This is a genomic window from Telluria sp. ZT3P39 (assembly GCF_059685935.1).
The window spans coordinates 136,206-151,810 of the sequence record NZ_JCASIH010000008.1 but is presented as its reverse complement, the minus strand read 5'-3'; the positions used below and the strand labels follow the sequence as shown (position 1 = coordinate 151,810).

At 64.4% G+C, this 15,605-nt stretch carries 13 protein-coding genes and 1 pseudogene; 10 read left to right on the top strand and 4 right to left on the bottom strand.

Going from position 1 to position 15,605, the window contains the following annotated elements; translation table 11 throughout:
• Window position 1: 1 nt before the first annotated feature.
• The 7 genes from AC56LR_RS10835 (at window position 2) to AC56LR_RS10805 (ending at window position 6,346) form a co-directional block, all read left to right on the top strand.
• Window positions 2-409, top strand: a complete 408-nt coding sequence (locus AC56LR_RS10835) for a PTS sugar transporter subunit IIA (RefSeq protein ID WP_497130210.1) — start codon at window positions 2-4, stop codon at window positions 407-409.
• Window positions 410-463: 54 nt separating this feature from the next.
• Complete coding sequence (locus AC56LR_RS10830) at window positions 464-733, top strand: HPr family phosphocarrier protein (RefSeq protein WP_489875529.1); 270 nt, start codon at window positions 464-466, stop codon at window positions 731-733.
• Window positions 734-774: 41 nt separating this feature from the next.
• A complete protein-coding gene (gene ptsP, locus AC56LR_RS10825; protein WP_497130241.1) occupies window positions 775-2,553 on the top strand; it encodes a phosphoenolpyruvate--protein phosphotransferase in 1,779 nt (592 codons plus the stop codon).
• 32 nt (window positions 2,554-2,585) lie between these two features.
• Complete coding sequence (gene metX, locus AC56LR_RS10820) at window positions 2,586-3,740, top strand: homoserine O-succinyltransferase MetX (RefSeq protein WP_497130208.1); 1,155 nt, start codon at window positions 2,586-2,588, stop codon at window positions 3,738-3,740.
• Window positions 3,737-4,354 carry a methionine biosynthesis protein MetW gene (metW, locus tag AC56LR_RS10815; RefSeq protein WP_497130206.1) on the top strand — a complete coding sequence of 206 codons (618 nt, stop codon included), beginning with the start codon at window positions 3,737-3,739 and terminating at the stop codon, window positions 4,352-4,354. The genes metX and metW overlap by 4 nt, the downstream gene beginning before the upstream one ends.
• A gap of 134 nt (window positions 4,355-4,488) precedes the next feature.
• On the top strand, window positions 4,489-5,391 hold the full coding sequence (locus AC56LR_RS10810) for a M48 family metallopeptidase (protein WP_497130204.1): 903 nt from the start codon (window positions 4,489-4,491) through the stop codon (window positions 5,389-5,391).
• Between the two features lie 13 nt (window positions 5,392-5,404).
• Complete coding sequence (locus AC56LR_RS10805; protein ID WP_497130202.1) at window positions 5,405-6,346, top strand: pseudouridine synthase; 942 nt, start codon at window positions 5,405-5,407, stop codon at window positions 6,344-6,346.
• A gap of 7 nt (window positions 6,347-6,353) precedes the next feature.
• Here AC56LR_RS10805 and AC56LR_RS10800 read toward each other — a convergent pair whose 3' ends face one another.
• Both AC56LR_RS10800 and AC56LR_RS10795 read right to left on the bottom strand, forming a co-directional pair.
• A complete protein-coding gene (locus tag AC56LR_RS10800; RefSeq protein WP_497130200.1) occupies window positions 6,354-9,317 on the bottom strand; it encodes an Ig-like domain-containing protein in 2,964 nt (987 codons plus the stop codon).
• Between the two features lie 207 nt (window positions 9,318-9,524).
• The gene (locus tag AC56LR_RS10795) at window positions 9,525-10,295 is read right to left on the bottom strand and encodes an exodeoxyribonuclease III (protein WP_497130199.1); all 771 of its coding nucleotides are present in this window, start codon (window positions 10,293-10,295) and stop codon (window positions 9,525-9,527) included.
• A 175-nt stretch (window positions 10,296-10,470) separates the two neighbouring features.
• Here AC56LR_RS10795 and pyrE point away from each other — a divergent pair, with 175 nt between their 5' ends.
• The 3 genes and pseudogenes from pyrE (at window position 10,471) to AC56LR_RS10780 (ending at window position 12,412) form a co-directional block, all read left to right on the top strand.
• Complete coding sequence (gene pyrE / locus AC56LR_RS10790) at window positions 10,471-11,133, top strand: orotate phosphoribosyltransferase (protein WP_497130197.1); 663 nt, start codon at window positions 10,471-10,473, stop codon at window positions 11,131-11,133.
• Window positions 11,134-11,339: 206 nt separating this feature from the next.
• Window positions 11,340-11,630, top strand: a pseudogene (locus AC56LR_RS10785) (type I phosphoribosyltransferase); the annotation flags it as partial.
• A 116-nt stretch (window positions 11,631-11,746) separates the two neighbouring features.
• Entirely contained in the window at window positions 11,747-12,412 is a 666-nt protein-coding gene (locus AC56LR_RS10780; protein WP_497130195.1) for a hypothetical protein, read from the top strand.
• 204 nt (window positions 12,413-12,616) lie between these two features.
• On the opposite strand, the gene gatB is transcribed toward AC56LR_RS10780, so the two are convergent.
• The gene (gene gatB, locus AC56LR_RS10775) at window positions 12,617-14,077 is read right to left on the bottom strand and encodes an Asp-tRNA(Asn)/Glu-tRNA(Gln) amidotransferase subunit GatB (RefSeq protein ID WP_497130193.1); all 1,461 of its coding nucleotides are present in this window, start codon (window positions 14,075-14,077) and stop codon (window positions 12,617-12,619) included.
• Between the two features lie 29 nt (window positions 14,078-14,106).
• A complete protein-coding gene (gene gatA, locus AC56LR_RS10770; RefSeq protein ID WP_497130192.1) occupies window positions 14,107-15,582 on the bottom strand; it encodes an Asp-tRNA(Asn)/Glu-tRNA(Gln) amidotransferase subunit GatA in 1,476 nt (491 codons plus the stop codon).
• Window positions 15,583-15,605: the final 23 nt, after the last annotated feature.

Sequence of the window (15,605 nt, the reverse complement as noted above, 5' to 3'; positions counted from 1 at the left end):
CATGGTAGGCATCCTCCTGATGACCCACGCACCGCTGGGCCAGGCATTCATCACCGCGGTCGCGCACGTCTTCCGCGGGCCCACCGAGCGCTTCGAGGCGATCGACGTGGCCGCCGACCAGGACATCAACGAAGTCAACGCCCTGGCCAAGGACGCGATCGCGCGCCTGGACGAAGGCGACGGCGTGCTGGTCATCACCGACATCAAGGGCGGCACGCCGTCCAATTGCTGCAATACGCTGGCCAATGCCGGCCACGTGGAAGTCATCGCCGGCATCAGCCTGCCGATGCTGCTGCGTGCGATTACCTACCGCCGCGACACCCTCGACGTTGTGGTGGAAATGGCCCTGGCCGGCGCCCAGAATGGCGCGGTGCGGGTGGACAACCGGATCCGCGTAGGATCGAGCTGACGGGCTGCGCTTCCCGGACACGACAGTTTTTGGCGACAAGACGATAACGAGAACATGATTCAACAAGAACTAGAAATCATCAACAAGCTGGGCCTGCACGCCCGCGCCTCCGCCAAGCTCACCCAACTGGCCGCGAAATTCCAGAGCGATGTCTGGCTTACCCGCAACGGCCGCCGCATCAATGCCAAGTCGATCATGGGCGTCATGATGCTCGCCGCCGGCAAGGGCGCGAAAGTGCTGCTCGAGGCGGACGGCGCGGACGAGGAAGCCTGCATCGCCGCGCTCACGGGCCTCATCAACGACAAGTTCGGCGAAGGCGAGTAATGCCGCGCGAAGCGGCCGCTCCGCGCCACACGGGACCCTCGATGGCATCGTTCACGCTCCACGGCATTCCGGTTTCGCGCGGCATCGCTATCGGCCGCGCGCACCTGCTCACGCCGGCCGCGCTCGACGTCAAGCACTACCTGGTCCCGGTGGAGCAGGTCGAAGCGGAAGTCAGCCGCCTGCAGCACGCCATCGCCGAGGTGCACCGCGGCCTGCAGGCGCTATGGACCGAGCTGCCCAAGGACGCCCCGACCGAGCTGGGCGCCTTCATCGACGTGCATGCGCTGATCCTGTCCGACCCGATGATCTCGGAAGCGCCGCTCGACATCATCCGCACCCGCCACTACAACGCCGAATGGGCGCTGGTGACCCAGATCGACGAGCTCTCGAGCCAGTTCGACGAGATCGAGGACGAGTACCTGCGCGAGCGCAAGCACGACATCCAGCAGGTGGCCGAGCGCGTGCTCAAGGTCCTGATGGGCACCGCCTTGACGGTGCCGCCGGTGTTTTCCGGAGACGACCACGCGCCGCCGCAAATGATCGTGGTGGCCCACGACATCTCGCCGGCCGACATGCTGGCCTTCCGCGACCGCGATGGCGGACCACGCTCCTTCATCGGCTTCGTCACCGACGTCGGCGGCCAGAACTCGCATACTGCCATCGTCGCGCGCTCGCTCGACATCCCGGCGGCGGTCGGCATGAGCCAGGCCTCGCGCCTGATCGAGCAGGACGACTGGGTCATCGTCGACGGCGACGCCGGAGTGGTGATCTGCAATCCGAGCCAGCTGGTGCTGGAGCAGTACCGCGCGCGCCAGGCGGCGCTGACCAAGGCACGCAAGCGCCTGCTCAAACTCAAGAAGACGCCGGCCGTCACCAAAGACGGCACCCCGGTCAAGCTGATGGCCAACATCGAGCTGCCGGAAGACTGCGCCGGCGCGCTCGAAGCCGGCGCCAACGGCGTCGGCCTGTTCCGCTCGGAGTTCCTGTTCATGGGCCGCGCCAATGTGCTGGGCAATGCGCTGCGCATCCCGAGCGAAGACGAGCAGTTCGAGCAGTATCGCAAGGCGGTGCTGGCCATGAAGGGCAGGCCGGTCACGATCCGCACGCTCGATGTGGGCGCCGACAAGCCGCTCGACCCGACCGAGCACACCGCGCTCAACCCGGCGCTGGGCCTGCGCGCGATCCGCTACTGCCTGGCCGAGCCCCAGCTGTTCCTGACCCAGCTGCGCGCGATCCTGCGCGCCTCCGCCTACGGCAAGGTGCGCATCCTGATCCCGATGCTGGCGCATGCCTTCGAGATCGACCAGACCCTCGCGATGATCGAGCAGGCCAAGGCGCAGCTGCGCGACGAGGGCGTCAAGTACGACCCGGCGGTAGAAGTCGGCGCCATGATCGAGATTCCCGCAGCCGCGCTGGCGCTGCCGATGTTCGTCAAGCGCATGGACTTCCTGTCGATCGGGACCAATGACCTGATCCAGTACCTGCTGGCGATCGACCGCGTCGATTACGAAGTCGCGCACCTGTACAATCCGCTGCACCCGGCGGTCCTGATGCTGATTGCCCAGACCATCTCCATCGGCCAGAAGGCCGGCCTGGATGTCGCCGTGTGCGGCGAGATGGCGGGCGACACCAAGCTGACCCGCCTGCTGCTGGGCATGGGCCTGCGCGAATTCTCGATGCACCCTGCGCAGCTGCTGTCGGTGAAGCAGGAAATCCTGAACAGCGACCTGGCGGCGATCACCTCGCGCACGCGCCGCATCCTGCGCTCGTGCGAGCCGGACGAAATCGCGGCCGCGGTGGAGCAGCTGCAGTCGCTCTGAATTCGATACACAAGAACACCACGTAAAGCCCCATGGGATCGATTGGAACAGTCACACCACAGGCGATGCATTTCGCCGAGCCCCTGCGCCTGCAAAGCGGCGCGCACATCGGCGACTACACGCTGATGTACGAAACCTATGGCACCCTCAACGCCGACAAGTCCAATGCGGTGCTGGTCTGCCACGCGCTCAACGCCTCGCACCACGTCGCCGGCACCTATGCCGACCAGCCGAAAAGCGTGGGCTGGTGGGACAACATGGTCGGCCCGGGCAAGCCGCTCGATACCGATCGATTCTTCGTGATCGGCGTGAACAACCTCGGCTCCTGCTTCGGCTCGACCGGCCCGATGCACACCAATCCCGCCACCGGCAAGCCGTATGGCGCGGCCTTCCCGCTGCTGACGGTGGAAGACTGGGTCAGCGCCCAGGCGCGCCTGGCCGACCGCCTCGGCATCGATTGTTTTGCGGCGGTGATGGGCGGCTCGCTGGGCGGCATGCAGGCGCTCTCCTGGAGCATCCTGTTCCCGGACCGCCTGCGCCACTGCATCGTGATCGCCTCCACGCCCAAGCTGTCGGCCCAGAACATCGCCTTCAACGACGTCGCGCGCCAGGCCATCCTGACCGATCCCGACTACCACGGCGGCGACTTCTACGAGCACGGCGTGGTGCCGAAGAACGGCCTGAAGGTGGCGCGCATGGTCGGCCACATCACCTATCTGTCGAACGACGACATGGCCGAGAAATTCGGCCGCCGCCTGCGCAACGTGGCGGAGAGCGACGAGTACGGCTTCGACTTCGGCATCGACTTCGAGATCGAATCCTACCTGCGCTACCAGGGCGACAAGTTCTCGGAATACTTCGACGCCAACACCTACCTGCTCATCACCAAGGCGCTCGATTATTTCGACCCGGCGCGCACGTACGACGGCAACCTGACCCGCGCCCTGGCGGGCACCAAGGCGCAATTCCTGGTCGCCTCGTTCAGCACCGACTGGCGCTTCTCGCCCGAGCGCAGCCGCGAGATCGTGCAGGCCCTGATCTCGAACCGGCGCCGCGTGACCTATGCCGAGATCGACGCGCCGCACGGGCACGACGCCTTCCTGCTGGAAGACCCGCGCTACCTTGGCGTGGTGCGCGCCTATTACGACCGGATTGCGCTCGAGCTCGAGGGGAGGGTGGCGGCATGAATTTCAACGACCTGATCGCGCTGCGCCCCGACCTGGCCTTCATCGCCCACTGGGTGAACGACGGCGCCCACGTGCTCGACGTCGGCTGCGGCGACGGCGCCATGCTGCGCTACCTGGAACTGGGCAAGGGCTGCACCGGCTACGGCATCGAGATCGCCGACGACAAGGTGCTCGAGAGCACCCGGCGCGGCATCAGCGTCATCCAGCACGACATGGAGCAGGGCCTGGACCTGTTCAGCGACAACGCTTTCGACATGGTCCTGTGCCTGTCGTCGCTGCAGATGATGCAACATGTCGAGGCGCGCCTGCGCGACATCGTGCGGGTTGGCACCGAGGCCATCGTTTCATTCCCGAACTTCGCTTACTGGCCACACCGGGCCGCATTGATCCGCGGCCGCATGCCGGTCTCGCGCTCGCTGCCCTACCAGTGGTACGACACGCCCAACGTGCGCTACGCAACCATCTACGACTTCAAGGACCTGGCCGAGAAATGCGGGCTGGAAGTGCTGGAGTACGTGGCCCTGGCTGAGGGCAAGCCGGTGGCGTTCCTCCCGAACCTGCGCGGCAGCCTCGCGGTGTTTCGATTGCGCAAGAAAACAGGCGGCATTTCCTGAGCTCGTCTTGCGGCTTATGTGCGTTAGCGCCTTGTCGCGCTAACGTGCATCCGCGATGATCGCCGCTATCGTGTGCACTTCCCCAATTACTTTCTGCGAGGATAGACTGCTAAGAACAGTCTATTGGTGATGAAATGAAAAAACTAAAGCATGTGGCCCTGTGCCTGTCCCTATTTGCCGCAATCGGCCCTGCCAGCGTCGGCGCCGCCAGTGCGCAGGACGGCAAGACCGTGGTCCAGGATGGCATCCGGGTCGAGCCCCTGTCGCGGGCGAACCGGTTTATTTCGGAGGAACAGCTCAATCAGGCGGCGGCGCAACAATACACGCAGATGATGAGCCAGGCGCAGCAGAAGGGCGTGCTGGTGGCCCCTTCTGATCCGCAGGTACAACGCCTGCGCGCCATCGCCAAGCGCATCATTCCCCAGACGCCGCGCTGGAACCAGAAGGCGACGCAATGGGAATGGCAGGTCAATCTCATCGATACGAAGGACGTCAACGCTTTCTGCATGCCTGGCGGCCGGATCGGCTTCTTCACCGGCATCCTGGCATCGCTCAAGCTGACCGACGATGAGGTTGCGGCGATCATGGGGCACGAGATTGCCCACGCACTGCGCGAGCATAGCCGCGAGAAGATGGCCAAGCAGATGGGGACCGGCCTGGCGGCGCGCGGCGTCGGTGCTTTGGTCTCGGGCATCTTCGGGATCGATCCCGGCATCACGGGCACCGTTGCCAACTACGGCGCCCAGTTGATCGGCCTGAAATTTTCGCGCAACGACGAGCGCGAAGCCGACCTGGTGGGCCTGGACATCGCCGCCCGTGCCGGCTACGACCCGCGCGCCGGCATCGCCCTGTGGCGCAAGATGGCCGCCCTGGACAAGCGCGCTCCGATCGAAGTGCTCTCGACCCACCCCGGTGGGGAGAGCCGCATCCAGGACATGGAAGAGCACATGAACGTGCTGCTGCCGTTGTACGCACGGGCCAAGGGCACCACCGCCGCCAAGCTGCCGCCGTACCGGACCAACGTGGCCTTGCGTTGATGAGACGGCGTTGATGGGCGGTGCGAGGAAAGGGCGGCAGGCCGAAGCCAATGCCTGGGTGCCGCTGCCGATCCGCGACGGCGTCTCGCCCAGCTACCTGTGGCTGACCGAATCGCTCGCCGGCGGCATGCTGCGCTTCCTGGCCACGCGCTTCCCCGACGTGCCCGAAGCCGCCTGGGCCCGGCGCCTGGCGCGCGGCGAGATCGTCGACGCGCAAGGCGCGCCGCTGCAGGCTGCCAGCCCGGTGCGCCAAGGCATGCGCATCTGGTATTACCGCGAACTGGAGCAACCCGAGACGCCGATCCCGTTCAGGGAAGGGGTGCTGTTCCAGGACGAGCACCTGCTGGTGGCCGACAAGCCGCACTTCCTGCCGACCATTCCGGCCGGGCGCTTCCTGCACGAGACACTGCTGGTGCGTCTGAAAAAACAGTTCGACTTGCCGCACCTGACGCCGATCCACCGCCTGGACCGCGAGACCGCGGGCGTGGTGATCCTTTCCCATAATCCGGACACGCGCGGCGCCTACCAGTCGATGTTCCAGAAACGGGTGGTGAACAAGGTGTACGAGGCCCTGGCGGGCCCGATCGAGGGCAGGGACTTCCCCTTTACCTACCGCAGCCGCATGCAGAACGCGGAGCAGTTCTTCGTCAGCACCGAGGTGCCGGGCGAGCCGAATTCGGAGACGCTGGTGGAGCTGATCGAACGGCGCGGAGAGGTGGCGCATTACCGGCTGCATCCGCACACCGGCCGCAAGCACCAGTTGCGCCTGCACCTGGCGGCGCTGGGCGCGCCGATCCTGAACGATGCCTTTTATCCGGTGGCGCTGCCCTGCAAGGGCGACGACTTCAGCGCCCCGCTGCAGCTGCTGGCGCGCACCGTCAGCTTCATCGACCCGCTGAGCGGCCAGCCGCGCCGCTTCGACAGCGCCTTCCGGCTCGACTGGCCCGGCCGGTGAAGGCCGCCTAGAGAATCGTGAACTGCCAGTCCGGCACGCCGATCACGGCGGCATTGCCGGCCAGGTCTTCCACGGCGCCGTTGTTGGCCTGCAGGCGCAGCAAACCGGTGAGCCCGATATGGAAGTTCAGGACCGTGCCCGCCGCGCTGAGGTACCAGCCCGCACCGTGGTCGTCGCTGTCGTAGTCGCGGTTGGTGAGCAGGCCTTGCAGCTCGAAGCGTCCGCTCGGGCTGAAGCGGATCGCTTCGGTAAAGCCCAGGGAGAACAGGTTGCCGAGCAGGCTGCCGCCGGCATTCACCAGGGTCGGCGCGGTGGTGTCGACCACGAGCTTGAACGCGCTCGAATAGGCACTGCCATTGCCCGCCACGTCGAACTGCTTGAGGCTGACGCTGTAGTTGCCGTCGGCCAGCCCCTGTTCGCCGTCGCCGACCGCGTTGATGGTCCAGTTGCCCAGGGCATCGGTCATCGCGGTGCCGGCTGCGCGTTCGTTGATGTACAGGCCGACGATGGTATTGGCCATGGCGCCGCTGCCGGTGAAGGTCGGTGTCGCGTCGCTGGTGATGCCGTCGCTGTTCGAGATGCCGGTGTCGCTGGCGGCCGCCAGCAGCGGCGCCGGCGGCGCGGTCGCGGGACCGGTGCGGTCGACGGTAAAGCTCAGGGGCGCGGAGGCGGCGCTGGCGTTGCCGGCCTTGTCCTCCTGGTGCACGGTGAAGGTGTGCTCGCCTTCCGCCAGCGGCGCGTCGACATAGGCGGTCCAGTTGCCGTTGGCGTCGCTGGCGCCGGTGCCGGCCAGGGCCGCGCCGTTCATGATCTTGATGAGGGCATCGGCTTCCGCACCGGTGCCCGAGATCACGGCGTAGTTCTCGCGCGTGATGCGATCCGAGTTGGATACGCCGGTGTCGCTGGCGAGGAAGACGCCGGTCAGCGCACCCGGTCCGGTGGCGTCGACCGTCAGCGCCAGCGGGCTTGACGCGCCGCTGGTATTGCCGGCGCGGTCGACCTGGCGCACCGTCAGCGTGTGCAGCCCGTCGCCCAGTGCGTGGCCGGCATCGAGCGTGGCTTCCCAGTCGCCGCCGGCATCGGCCTGGCTGGAGGCGACCAGGGTCGCGCCCTCAAAGATCTCGACCAGGGCATGGGCTTCGGCGCTGCCGGACAGGGTCGGCGTGCGGTCGGAGGTGATGTTGTCGAGCAGGCTGCCGGAATTGCTGGCGCTTGCCAGCAGCGGCGCGGCAGGCGCGGCTACTGCGGTGTCGATGTCGATGGCCACCAGGCCGTGGCCGAGCTTGTCGTAAATGCCGCTGAAGACGATGTGGGCCGCGTCCAGCAGGTTGCCGGCCAGGTCCTGGACCTTGCCGGCCAGCCCGGTGGTGTCGTCGATGGTCAGGCCGGTCTCGTCGTCGCCGGCGGCGACGGTGTAGCGGAAGCTCATCTCGTTGCCGTTCACGCCGGCGAACTGCGCCTGTGCGCCGTTGCTCAGGCCTAGCACCGGGACGGCGTCGCCGACCGTGCGCACCGCTTCGTCGAAGCGGATGCGGAAGGTGAGGGTTTCGCCGGCGCGGTAGCTGCCATCGCCATCGACGAAGACCCGCACCGCGCTCGGGGCCCCGACCGTGTGGAAGGCCATGTCGTAGTCCTGCAGCGGATTGCCGGCAATGTCGGTCAGGTTTTCCGGCAGGCGCAGGCTGTAGCCGGTGTCGGCCTGCAGCTTGTGCTCGGCCGGCTTGATGGTCAGCGTGCGGCCGTCGTTGGAAAAGCCGGCGGCGCTGAGGGTGACCCTGGTAATGGTGTTGTTGTCGCCAACCAGATAGAGCACGTCGCCGTCGCCTTCCTGCTCCCGCCAGAAGACGGCCTCGTCGAAGGTGATGACGATGTCGGCGCCGACCGCCAGGTCGGTCTGGCCGTGCGGCGAGGTGACGACTGCCGGTGCGATGGTGTCGAGCACGATTTGCTGGACCACGGTCGCGCTGCTGTGGCCATCGGCCTTGACGATGCGGGCCACGATCGTGTTGGCGCCCTCGTTGAAGGCCGGCGGCTGGCCGGCTTCGTCGTTGGCGTCGTAGCTCCAGCTCCAGCCGTCGCCGGCGTTCTCGAGATGGATCAGGGCCTGGTCGACGGTGCGGCCGTTGATGCTCAGTTCGATGTGCTCGTCGGCGGCCAGGCTGCCGGCCAGGCGCCCCGAGGCATACTGGTTGCGGTCGGCGGTGACGCCGTCGTGCTCGAACGGGCCGGTGCCGCTCACCTCGATGTGCGGGAAGAGCCAGGCGTCGACGATGGTGTCGACCGCATACGGGCTGGAGGCGAGCATGCCGCTGCCGCGCAGGCCACCCGCGCTGGTCAGCTGGCTCATGTCCAGGCGCAGCAGGTTCACCAGCGATTCGACGCTGTCGGCCGCGCCCAGCATCACGGTCCAGGTACGGCCATCCACGCTGGCGCTGATGTCCTTGACGATGGCGTGTTCGGCGTTGAGAGCGCCGGCGGCCAGCGCCGTCACGGATTCTGAAAAGCTGATGGTGACTTTCAGGTCGGCGCCGGCCTTGAGGGTCTTGTCGTCGATCGCAATGCTCGCGCCCAGGGCCGGCACGGGCGCCACTTCCGGCGTGGTGAAGGCGGCCTGGCCCGGCGCGGTGATGCCGGCGAAGGCACGGCCGTCGCCGAGCAGGCTGCCGGCGCCCATGAACACGTTGTAGGCGCCGCCTGGGGTGAGACCGCCGGCGTCGAATTCGACGTGCGCGCCGTTGATGGAGACCTGGCTGAGCGGGATTTCGAGGGTGACGGTAGCGCCCACCACGCGCAGTTCCGGCTGGCCGGTCACGCGGTTGATGACCGTCTGGACCGCGCCGTCGGTGACGAAAATCGATCCGCCGCCCTTGGACATGGCGGTCGAAAACGTCAGGTCGATATGGGTGGTCCCTGCGGTCGTGGTGAACGACTTGTTCAGCAGGGTGGGGGCGGCGGTCGTGTTGAGGGTCATGGTGGCTGCGATCTATTCGTTGTTTTTCCGGCAACAGAACATTCTGGTCAGAAAAGTTACCGTGCGGATAGTATCAATAAAAAGGCAAGCCATTTTAGCCAGAGGGCAAAATAGTGCCTTTTGGCATCACTTTATTGAGGAAACGCTCCCCGGTGAGGGGAGCGTCAGCTCATCTATAAGATAAGCTGATAGATCCCTGGGGTTCTATTAGAGATGGTAATCAATGATCAGGGGCGCGTGGTCGGAGAAGCGCTCGTCCTTGTAGACCGAGACCGCCTTGGCGCAGGCAGCGATGCCCGGGGTGGCGATGTGGTAATCGATGCGCCAGCCGACGTTCTTGGCCCAGGACTGGCCGCGGTTGCTCCACCAGGTGTAGTCGGCCGCCTCGGGCGCGACCACGCGGTGCACGTCGACCAGGCCGACCTCGTCGAAGATGCGCGTCAGCCAGGCGCGCTCTTCCGGCAGGAAGCCCGAATTCTTCTGGTTGCTCTTCCAGTTCTTCAGGTCGATTTCCTTGTGCGCGATGTTCCAGTCGCCGCAGATCACGACTTCGCGGCCTTCGGCCTTGAGCGCTTCCAGATGCGGCAGGAACACTTCCATGAAGCGGAACTTGGCCAGCTGGCGCTCCGGCGACGAGGAGCCGGACGGGCAGTAGACCGAGATCACGGTCAGGTTGCCGAAGTCGCAGCGCGTGTAGCGGCCTTCGGCGTCGAATTCGGTGCAGCCGAAACCGATGCGCTTGTTGTCCGGCGCCGTGCGGCTATACACGCCGGTACCCGAATAGCCCTTTTTCTCGGCATAGTGGAAATGGCCGTGGTAGCCGTGCGGGGACAGCATGTCCTCGGTCATGTCGGCTTCCTGCGCCTTCAGTTCCTGGACGCAGATGAAATCGGCCTCCTGCGCGGCGAGCCAGTTGAAGAAACCTTTTTTGTGCGCCGAACGGATGCCGTTCAGGTTCGCGGAGATGATGCGTGGCATGGATCTTTGATGACTATGAAGGGCAGCCTGCGGGGCATGCACGGTGGATTCGGGAACTGCTGAGCGCGACAGTGTAGCGCGTTTTGCTGCCGCCAGGAATGGCAGGCCAGCACTCCCTGCAAGCAAGCCGGGGCGCGGTTTACAATACGCGCTTTCGGACATTCAGGAGAAGCACGTGAGCGATCTGCGCCAGGAGTTTATTGCATTTTCGGTCGAGGCCGAGGTATTGAGGTTCGGTGAATTCACGACCAAGGCCGGGCGCCTGTCACCGTACTTCTTCAACGCCGGCCTGTTCCACGACGGCGCCACCCTGGGCCGGCTGGCCCAGTTCTACGCCCAGACCCTGCTGGACTCCGGCGTGCAGTTCGACATGCTGTTCGGCCCCGCCTACAAGGGCATCACGCTGGCGTCCGCCACCGCCGTGGCGCTGGCCGGCAAGGGCCGCAACACGGCGTTTGCCTACAACCGCAAGGAAGCCAAGGACCACGGCGAAGGCGGCACCATCGTCGGCGCCAAGCTGGCCGGCAAGGTCGTGATCGTCGACGACGTGATCTCGGCCGGCACCTCGGTGCGCGAATCGGTCGACATGATCCGCGCCGCCGGCGCCGAACCGGCGGCCGTGCTGATCGCACTGGACCGCATGGAGCGCTCCGGCAAGGATGGCGCGCTGTCCGAGCATTCGGCGGTGCAGCAGGTCGCGCAGGAATTCGGCATCCCGGTCATCTCGATCGCCAACCTCGACGATCTGTTCGGCTACCTGTCCGGCGCCGGCGCCGACCCGCGCCTGTCCCAGCACAAGGAAGCCGTCGCCGCCTACCGCAGCCGCTACGGCGTCTAAACGCTACTCCGGGCAATAGCCCAGAGGGGAAATTAGGGTCAGAGTCAAATTATTGAGCAATTTTCCAGAATTGCTTTTAACTCGACTCTGACCCTAATTAATTTGCAACATATTGCTCACCCAACAAATTGGGGTCAGAGTCGAATTGCAGGAAACTTTCCAAAGTTTCCCAACAATTCAACTCTGACCCTATTTGTCTTGACGTTGCCTACAACCGCAAGGAAGCCAAGAACCACGGCGAAGGAGGCACCGTTGTCGGCGCCAAACTGGCCAGCAAGGTCGTGATCATCGACGACGTGATCTCGGCTGGCACATCGGTTCGCGATCCGGTCGACATGATCCGCGCCGCCGGTGCCTAACCGGCGGCCGTGTTTATCGCGCGGGACCGCATGGAGCGTTTCGGCAAGGAAGGCGCGCTGTCCGAACACTCGGCTGCGCAGCAAATGGCTAGCGAGTTCGGCATTCCGGTGATCTCGATCGCCAACCTTTTCGACCTGTTATAAATTGCAGTGAATAAACCTGCCCAAATGTAATTAATGATAGACTATCAGTATGCCGCGAGTGGTGCTTCTCGGTTGGCGAAACGGGAGCTTTTTAGCCTCTCGACATGTAGATGACTGGAGCATCGCAACAAGCGCGCCTCAGCATCCTTTACTCAAATAATTGGGGGGAGAATATGTATTTGATTTCACGGAGTATTTTATTGATCTTGGTGCTGGCGATGGTAACAGGCTGCTCAATTATGCATCCGGTCACTGACGACTATCAGCGGTACCTTGCCAATAACGAAGGCGAGCGCAAATTTGAGACTGTCAAAGTGGCCGATCAATACTACCTACCTGCCACTACCCAAAATCATCGCTATGAGTTTCGCGCGGCTACGACTGGTTATGCCAACGTATGGGTAATGGAGTTCGGTAAAGTGCTGGATTCCACAATGCAGTCCAAAGATGTGATCAGTGCTTTTGGTGGCTTGACTAAGGCCACGGCAGAATCGCAGGGATCCGGAAATACACTGGTTTTCGACTTGCAGAAATATACGTTTGAAGATTTCGGTGCTCACGTCACGCTGACTATAAGCGTCAAAAATGCAAACGGGGAGGTCTTCAAGAAGACTTATACTTCCACGGGGAAGTCGCAAGGAGCGAAAATGTTTTTTGCCGGCGCGTTTGGGATGAAAAATGCCGTCCAACAGTCCACCAAGCTTGCAACGGATGAAATTATTGCCAATTTTATTCGCGACCTGAAAATATCTAAAGGCGTGGTGTCAGCAAGGTAAGGACTATTCAACCTGCGACGTTTTTTTTCAAAATGCATAGCATGGATGTCAGGCGCATAAAATTCCGAGAAAAAATATTCCTTCCGGCAACGATTAGCCTACACGCATAGATGCTGATCTTTTTTTCGACGCGTAGAACGCCCGCCACGGCGCGGACGTAAAAAAACCGGAGCCGCGGCTCCGGTTTTTTATTGGCTGAGCCGCTTAACCGGCCAGCTTTTTCTTCAGCAGCTCGGTAACCTGGGCCGGATTCGCCTTGCCCTTCGACGCCTTCATCGCCTGGCCGATCAGCGCATTGATGGCCGCTTCCTTGCCGGCGCGGTACTGCTCGACCGACTTGGCATTCGCCGCCAGCACCTCGTCGACGATGCCTTCCAGCGCGCCGGTGTCGGAAATCTGCTTCAGGCCCTTCTGGTCGATCACGGTGTCGGCCAGGTTCTCGTCATGCGATCCGGCTTCCCACATCGCCGCGAAGACTTCCTTGCCTGCCTTGTTCGAGATGGTGCCGTCGGCAATGCGCTTGAGCAGCAGCGCCAGCTGGGCGCTCGATACGGGCGAGGCGTCGATGTCCACGCCCGCGCGGTTCAGGGTCGACGACACGTCGCCCATCAGCCAGTTGGCGGCCGCTTTCGCATTCTCCTTGCCGGCTGCAGCCACCACCGCCTCGAAGTAGGTCGCCATCGCCTTGGACGAGGTCAGCACCAGGCTGTCGTATTCCGGCAGGCCGTATTCGCCCGTGAAGCGTGCGCGCAGGGCGCCCGGCAGTTCGGGCATCTCGGCCTGGATGCGGTCGATCCAGTCCTGCTGGATAACCAGCGGCGGCAGGTCCGGATCGGGGAAGTAGCGGTAGTCCTGCGCGTCTTCCTTGGTGCGCATCGAGCGCGTTTCCTTCTTGTCCGGGTCCCACAGGCGCGTGGCCTGGACCACCTTGCCGCCGTCTTCGATCAGCTCGATCTGGCGCCGCACTTCGTAATGGATCGCTTCTTCCATGAAGCGGAAGGAGTTCAGGTTCTTGATCTCGCAGCGGGTGCCGAATTCTTTCTGGCCGACCGGGCGCACCGAGACGTTGACGTCGCAGCGGAAGGAACCTTCCTGCATGTTGCCGTCGCAGACGCCCAGCCACATCACCAGCGAGTGCAGGGCCTTGGCATAGGCCACCGCTTCGTTCGCGCTGCGCATTTCGGGCTCGGACACGATCTCGAGCAGCGGCGTGCCGGCGCGGTTCAGGTCGATGCCGGTCATGCCGGCGTAGTCTTCGTGCAGCGACTTGCCGGCGTCTTCTTCCAGGTGGGCGCGGGTCAGGTTGACGGTTTTGGTTTCGAGCTTGCCGTCTTTTTCGTAGGCGAAGCTGACCGTGCCGCCCTGGACCACCGGGTCTTCGAACTGGCTGATCTGGTAGCCCTTCGGCAGGTCGGGATAAAAATAGTTCTTGCGCGCGAAGACCGACTGCGGCGCGATTTTTGCGCCGACGGCCAGGCCGAAGCGGATCGCGCGTTCGACCGCGCCGCGGTTCAGGACCGGCAGCACGCCCGGCAGCGCCAGGTCGACCGGGCTGGCCTGCGTGTTCGGCTCGGCGCCGAATCGGATCGAGCTGCCGCTGAAGATTTTCGAGTTGGTCGTGAGCTGCACGTGGTTCTCAAGACCGATGACGACTTCCCATTGCATGATGTGTTCTCTCTTTGTTCTGTGGCTGCTCAGACGCCTTCGGGGGCGCGCGTATGCCAGTCCGTCACCTGCTGGTACTGGTGCGCGATGTTCAGCAGCTTGGCCTCGGCAAAATAATTGCCGATGATTTGCAGGCCGACCGGGCGCTTGGCGTTCTTCTCTCCCTGGCCGAAACCGGCCGGGATCGACATGCCCGGCAAGCCGGCCAGGCTGGTCGACAGCGTGAAGATGTCGGCCAGGTAGTTCGCCACCGGGTCGTTGGCTTTCGCGCCCAGGTCCCAGGCCACCGTCGGGGCCACCGGGCCCATGATCACGTCGCACTTGTCGCGGAACGCGGCCTGGAAGTCGTCGGCGATCAGGCGGCGGATCTTCTGCGCCTGCACGTAATAGGCGTCGTAGTAGCCGTGGCACAGCACATAGGTGCCGACCATGATGCGGCGCTGCACCTCGCGGCCGAAACCTTCGGCGCGGGTCTTGCGGTACATGTCCTGCAAATCCTTGTACTCGGCCGCGCGGTGGCCATAGCGCACGCCGTCGAAGCGCGACAGGTTGCTCGAGGCTTCGGCCGGGGCGATGATGTAGTAGGTCGGGATCGACAGGGCCGTTTTCGGCAGCGAGATCTCCACCAGCGAGGCGCCCAGCTTGACGAATTCGTCCAGCGCGGCGCGCACGGCGCTTTCGACGTCGCTGGCCAAACCTTCGCCGAAATACTCGGTCGGCACGCCGATGCGCAGGCCGGTCAGGGGCTTGTTCAGGTCGCGCGTGTAGTCCTCGGCGACGTTGCCCTGTTCGACCGTGAGGCTGGTCGAGTCGCGCTCGTCGAAACCGATCATTTCGTTGAGCAGCAGGGCGCAATCCTCGGCGGTCTGGGCGATCGGGCCGCCCTGGTCGAGCGAGGAGGCAAACGCGATCATGCCGAAGCGCGACACGCGGCCATAGGTCGGCTTGATGCCGGTGACGCCGCAGAACGCGGCCGGCTGGCGGATCGAGCCGCCGGTGTCGGTGGCAGTCGCCGCCGGCGCCAGGCGCGCGGCAATCGCAGCGGCCGAGCCGCCGGACGAACCGCCCGGCACCGCCAGGGTGTCCCACGGGTTCTTCACCGCGCCGAAAGCCGAGTTCTCGTTGGCCGAGCCCATCGCGAATTCGTCGAGGTTGACCTTGCCCAGCGTGACCATGCCGGCTGCGTTGAAGCGCTCGACCACGGTCGCATCGAAGGGGCTGGCATAGTTGGCCAGCATCTTCGAGCCGGCGGTCGTGCGCCAGCCGCGGGTGACGAAGATATCCTTGTGCGCGATCGGCACGCCGGTCAGCGGGCCGGCAGTGCCGTCGGCCAGGCGGGCGTCGGCGCTTGCTGCCTGTGCCAGCGAGCGCTCGTGGTCCACGTGCAGGAAGGCGTTGTACTGGTTGCCGTCGATGCGGGCCAGGTAGTGGCGCGTCAGTTCGGTCGCGGAGACCTGCTTCGAATGCAGGAGCGCGGACAGCTCTTTGATGGTCTTGTTATGCATGTGCGTGTCGGTGAGGGATGCGT

Coding starts and splice junctions, on each gene's coding strand:
- AC56LR_RS10835 (WP_497130210.1), top strand. CDS start 2: ATGGTAGGCATCCTCCTGATGACCCACGCACCGCTGGGCCAGGCATTC.
- AC56LR_RS10830 (WP_489875529.1), top strand. CDS start 464: ATGATTCAACAAGAACTAGAAATCATCAACAAGCTGGGCCTGCACGCC.
- ptsP (WP_497130241.1), top strand. CDS start 775: ATGGCATCGTTCACGCTCCACGGCATTCCGGTTTCGCGCGGCATCGCT.
- metX (WP_497130208.1), top strand. CDS start 2,586: ATGGGATCGATTGGAACAGTCACACCACAGGCGATGCATTTCGCCGAG.
- metW (WP_497130206.1), top strand. CDS start 3,737: ATGAATTTCAACGACCTGATCGCGCTGCGCCCCGACCTGGCCTTCATC.
- AC56LR_RS10810 (WP_497130204.1), top strand. CDS start 4,489: ATGAAAAAACTAAAGCATGTGGCCCTGTGCCTGTCCCTATTTGCCGCA.
- AC56LR_RS10805 (WP_497130202.1), top strand. CDS start 5,405: ATGGGCGGTGCGAGGAAAGGGCGGCAGGCCGAAGCCAATGCCTGGGTG.
- AC56LR_RS10800 (WP_497130200.1), bottom strand. CDS start 9,317: ATGACCCTCAACACGACCGCCGCCCCCACCCTGCTGAACAAGTCGTTC.
- AC56LR_RS10795 (WP_497130199.1), bottom strand. CDS start 10,295: ATGCCACGCATCATCTCCGCGAACCTGAACGGCATCCGTTCGGCGCAC.
- AC56LR_RS10780 (WP_497130195.1), top strand. CDS start 11,747: ATGACTGGAGCATCGCAACAAGCGCGCCTCAGCATCCTTTACTCAAAT.
- gatB (WP_497130193.1), bottom strand. CDS start 14,077: ATGCAATGGGAAGTCGTCATCGGTCTTGAGAACCACGTGCAGCTCACG.
- gatA (WP_497130192.1), bottom strand. CDS start 15,582: ATGCATAACAAGACCATCAAAGAGCTGTCCGCGCTCCTGCATTCGAAG.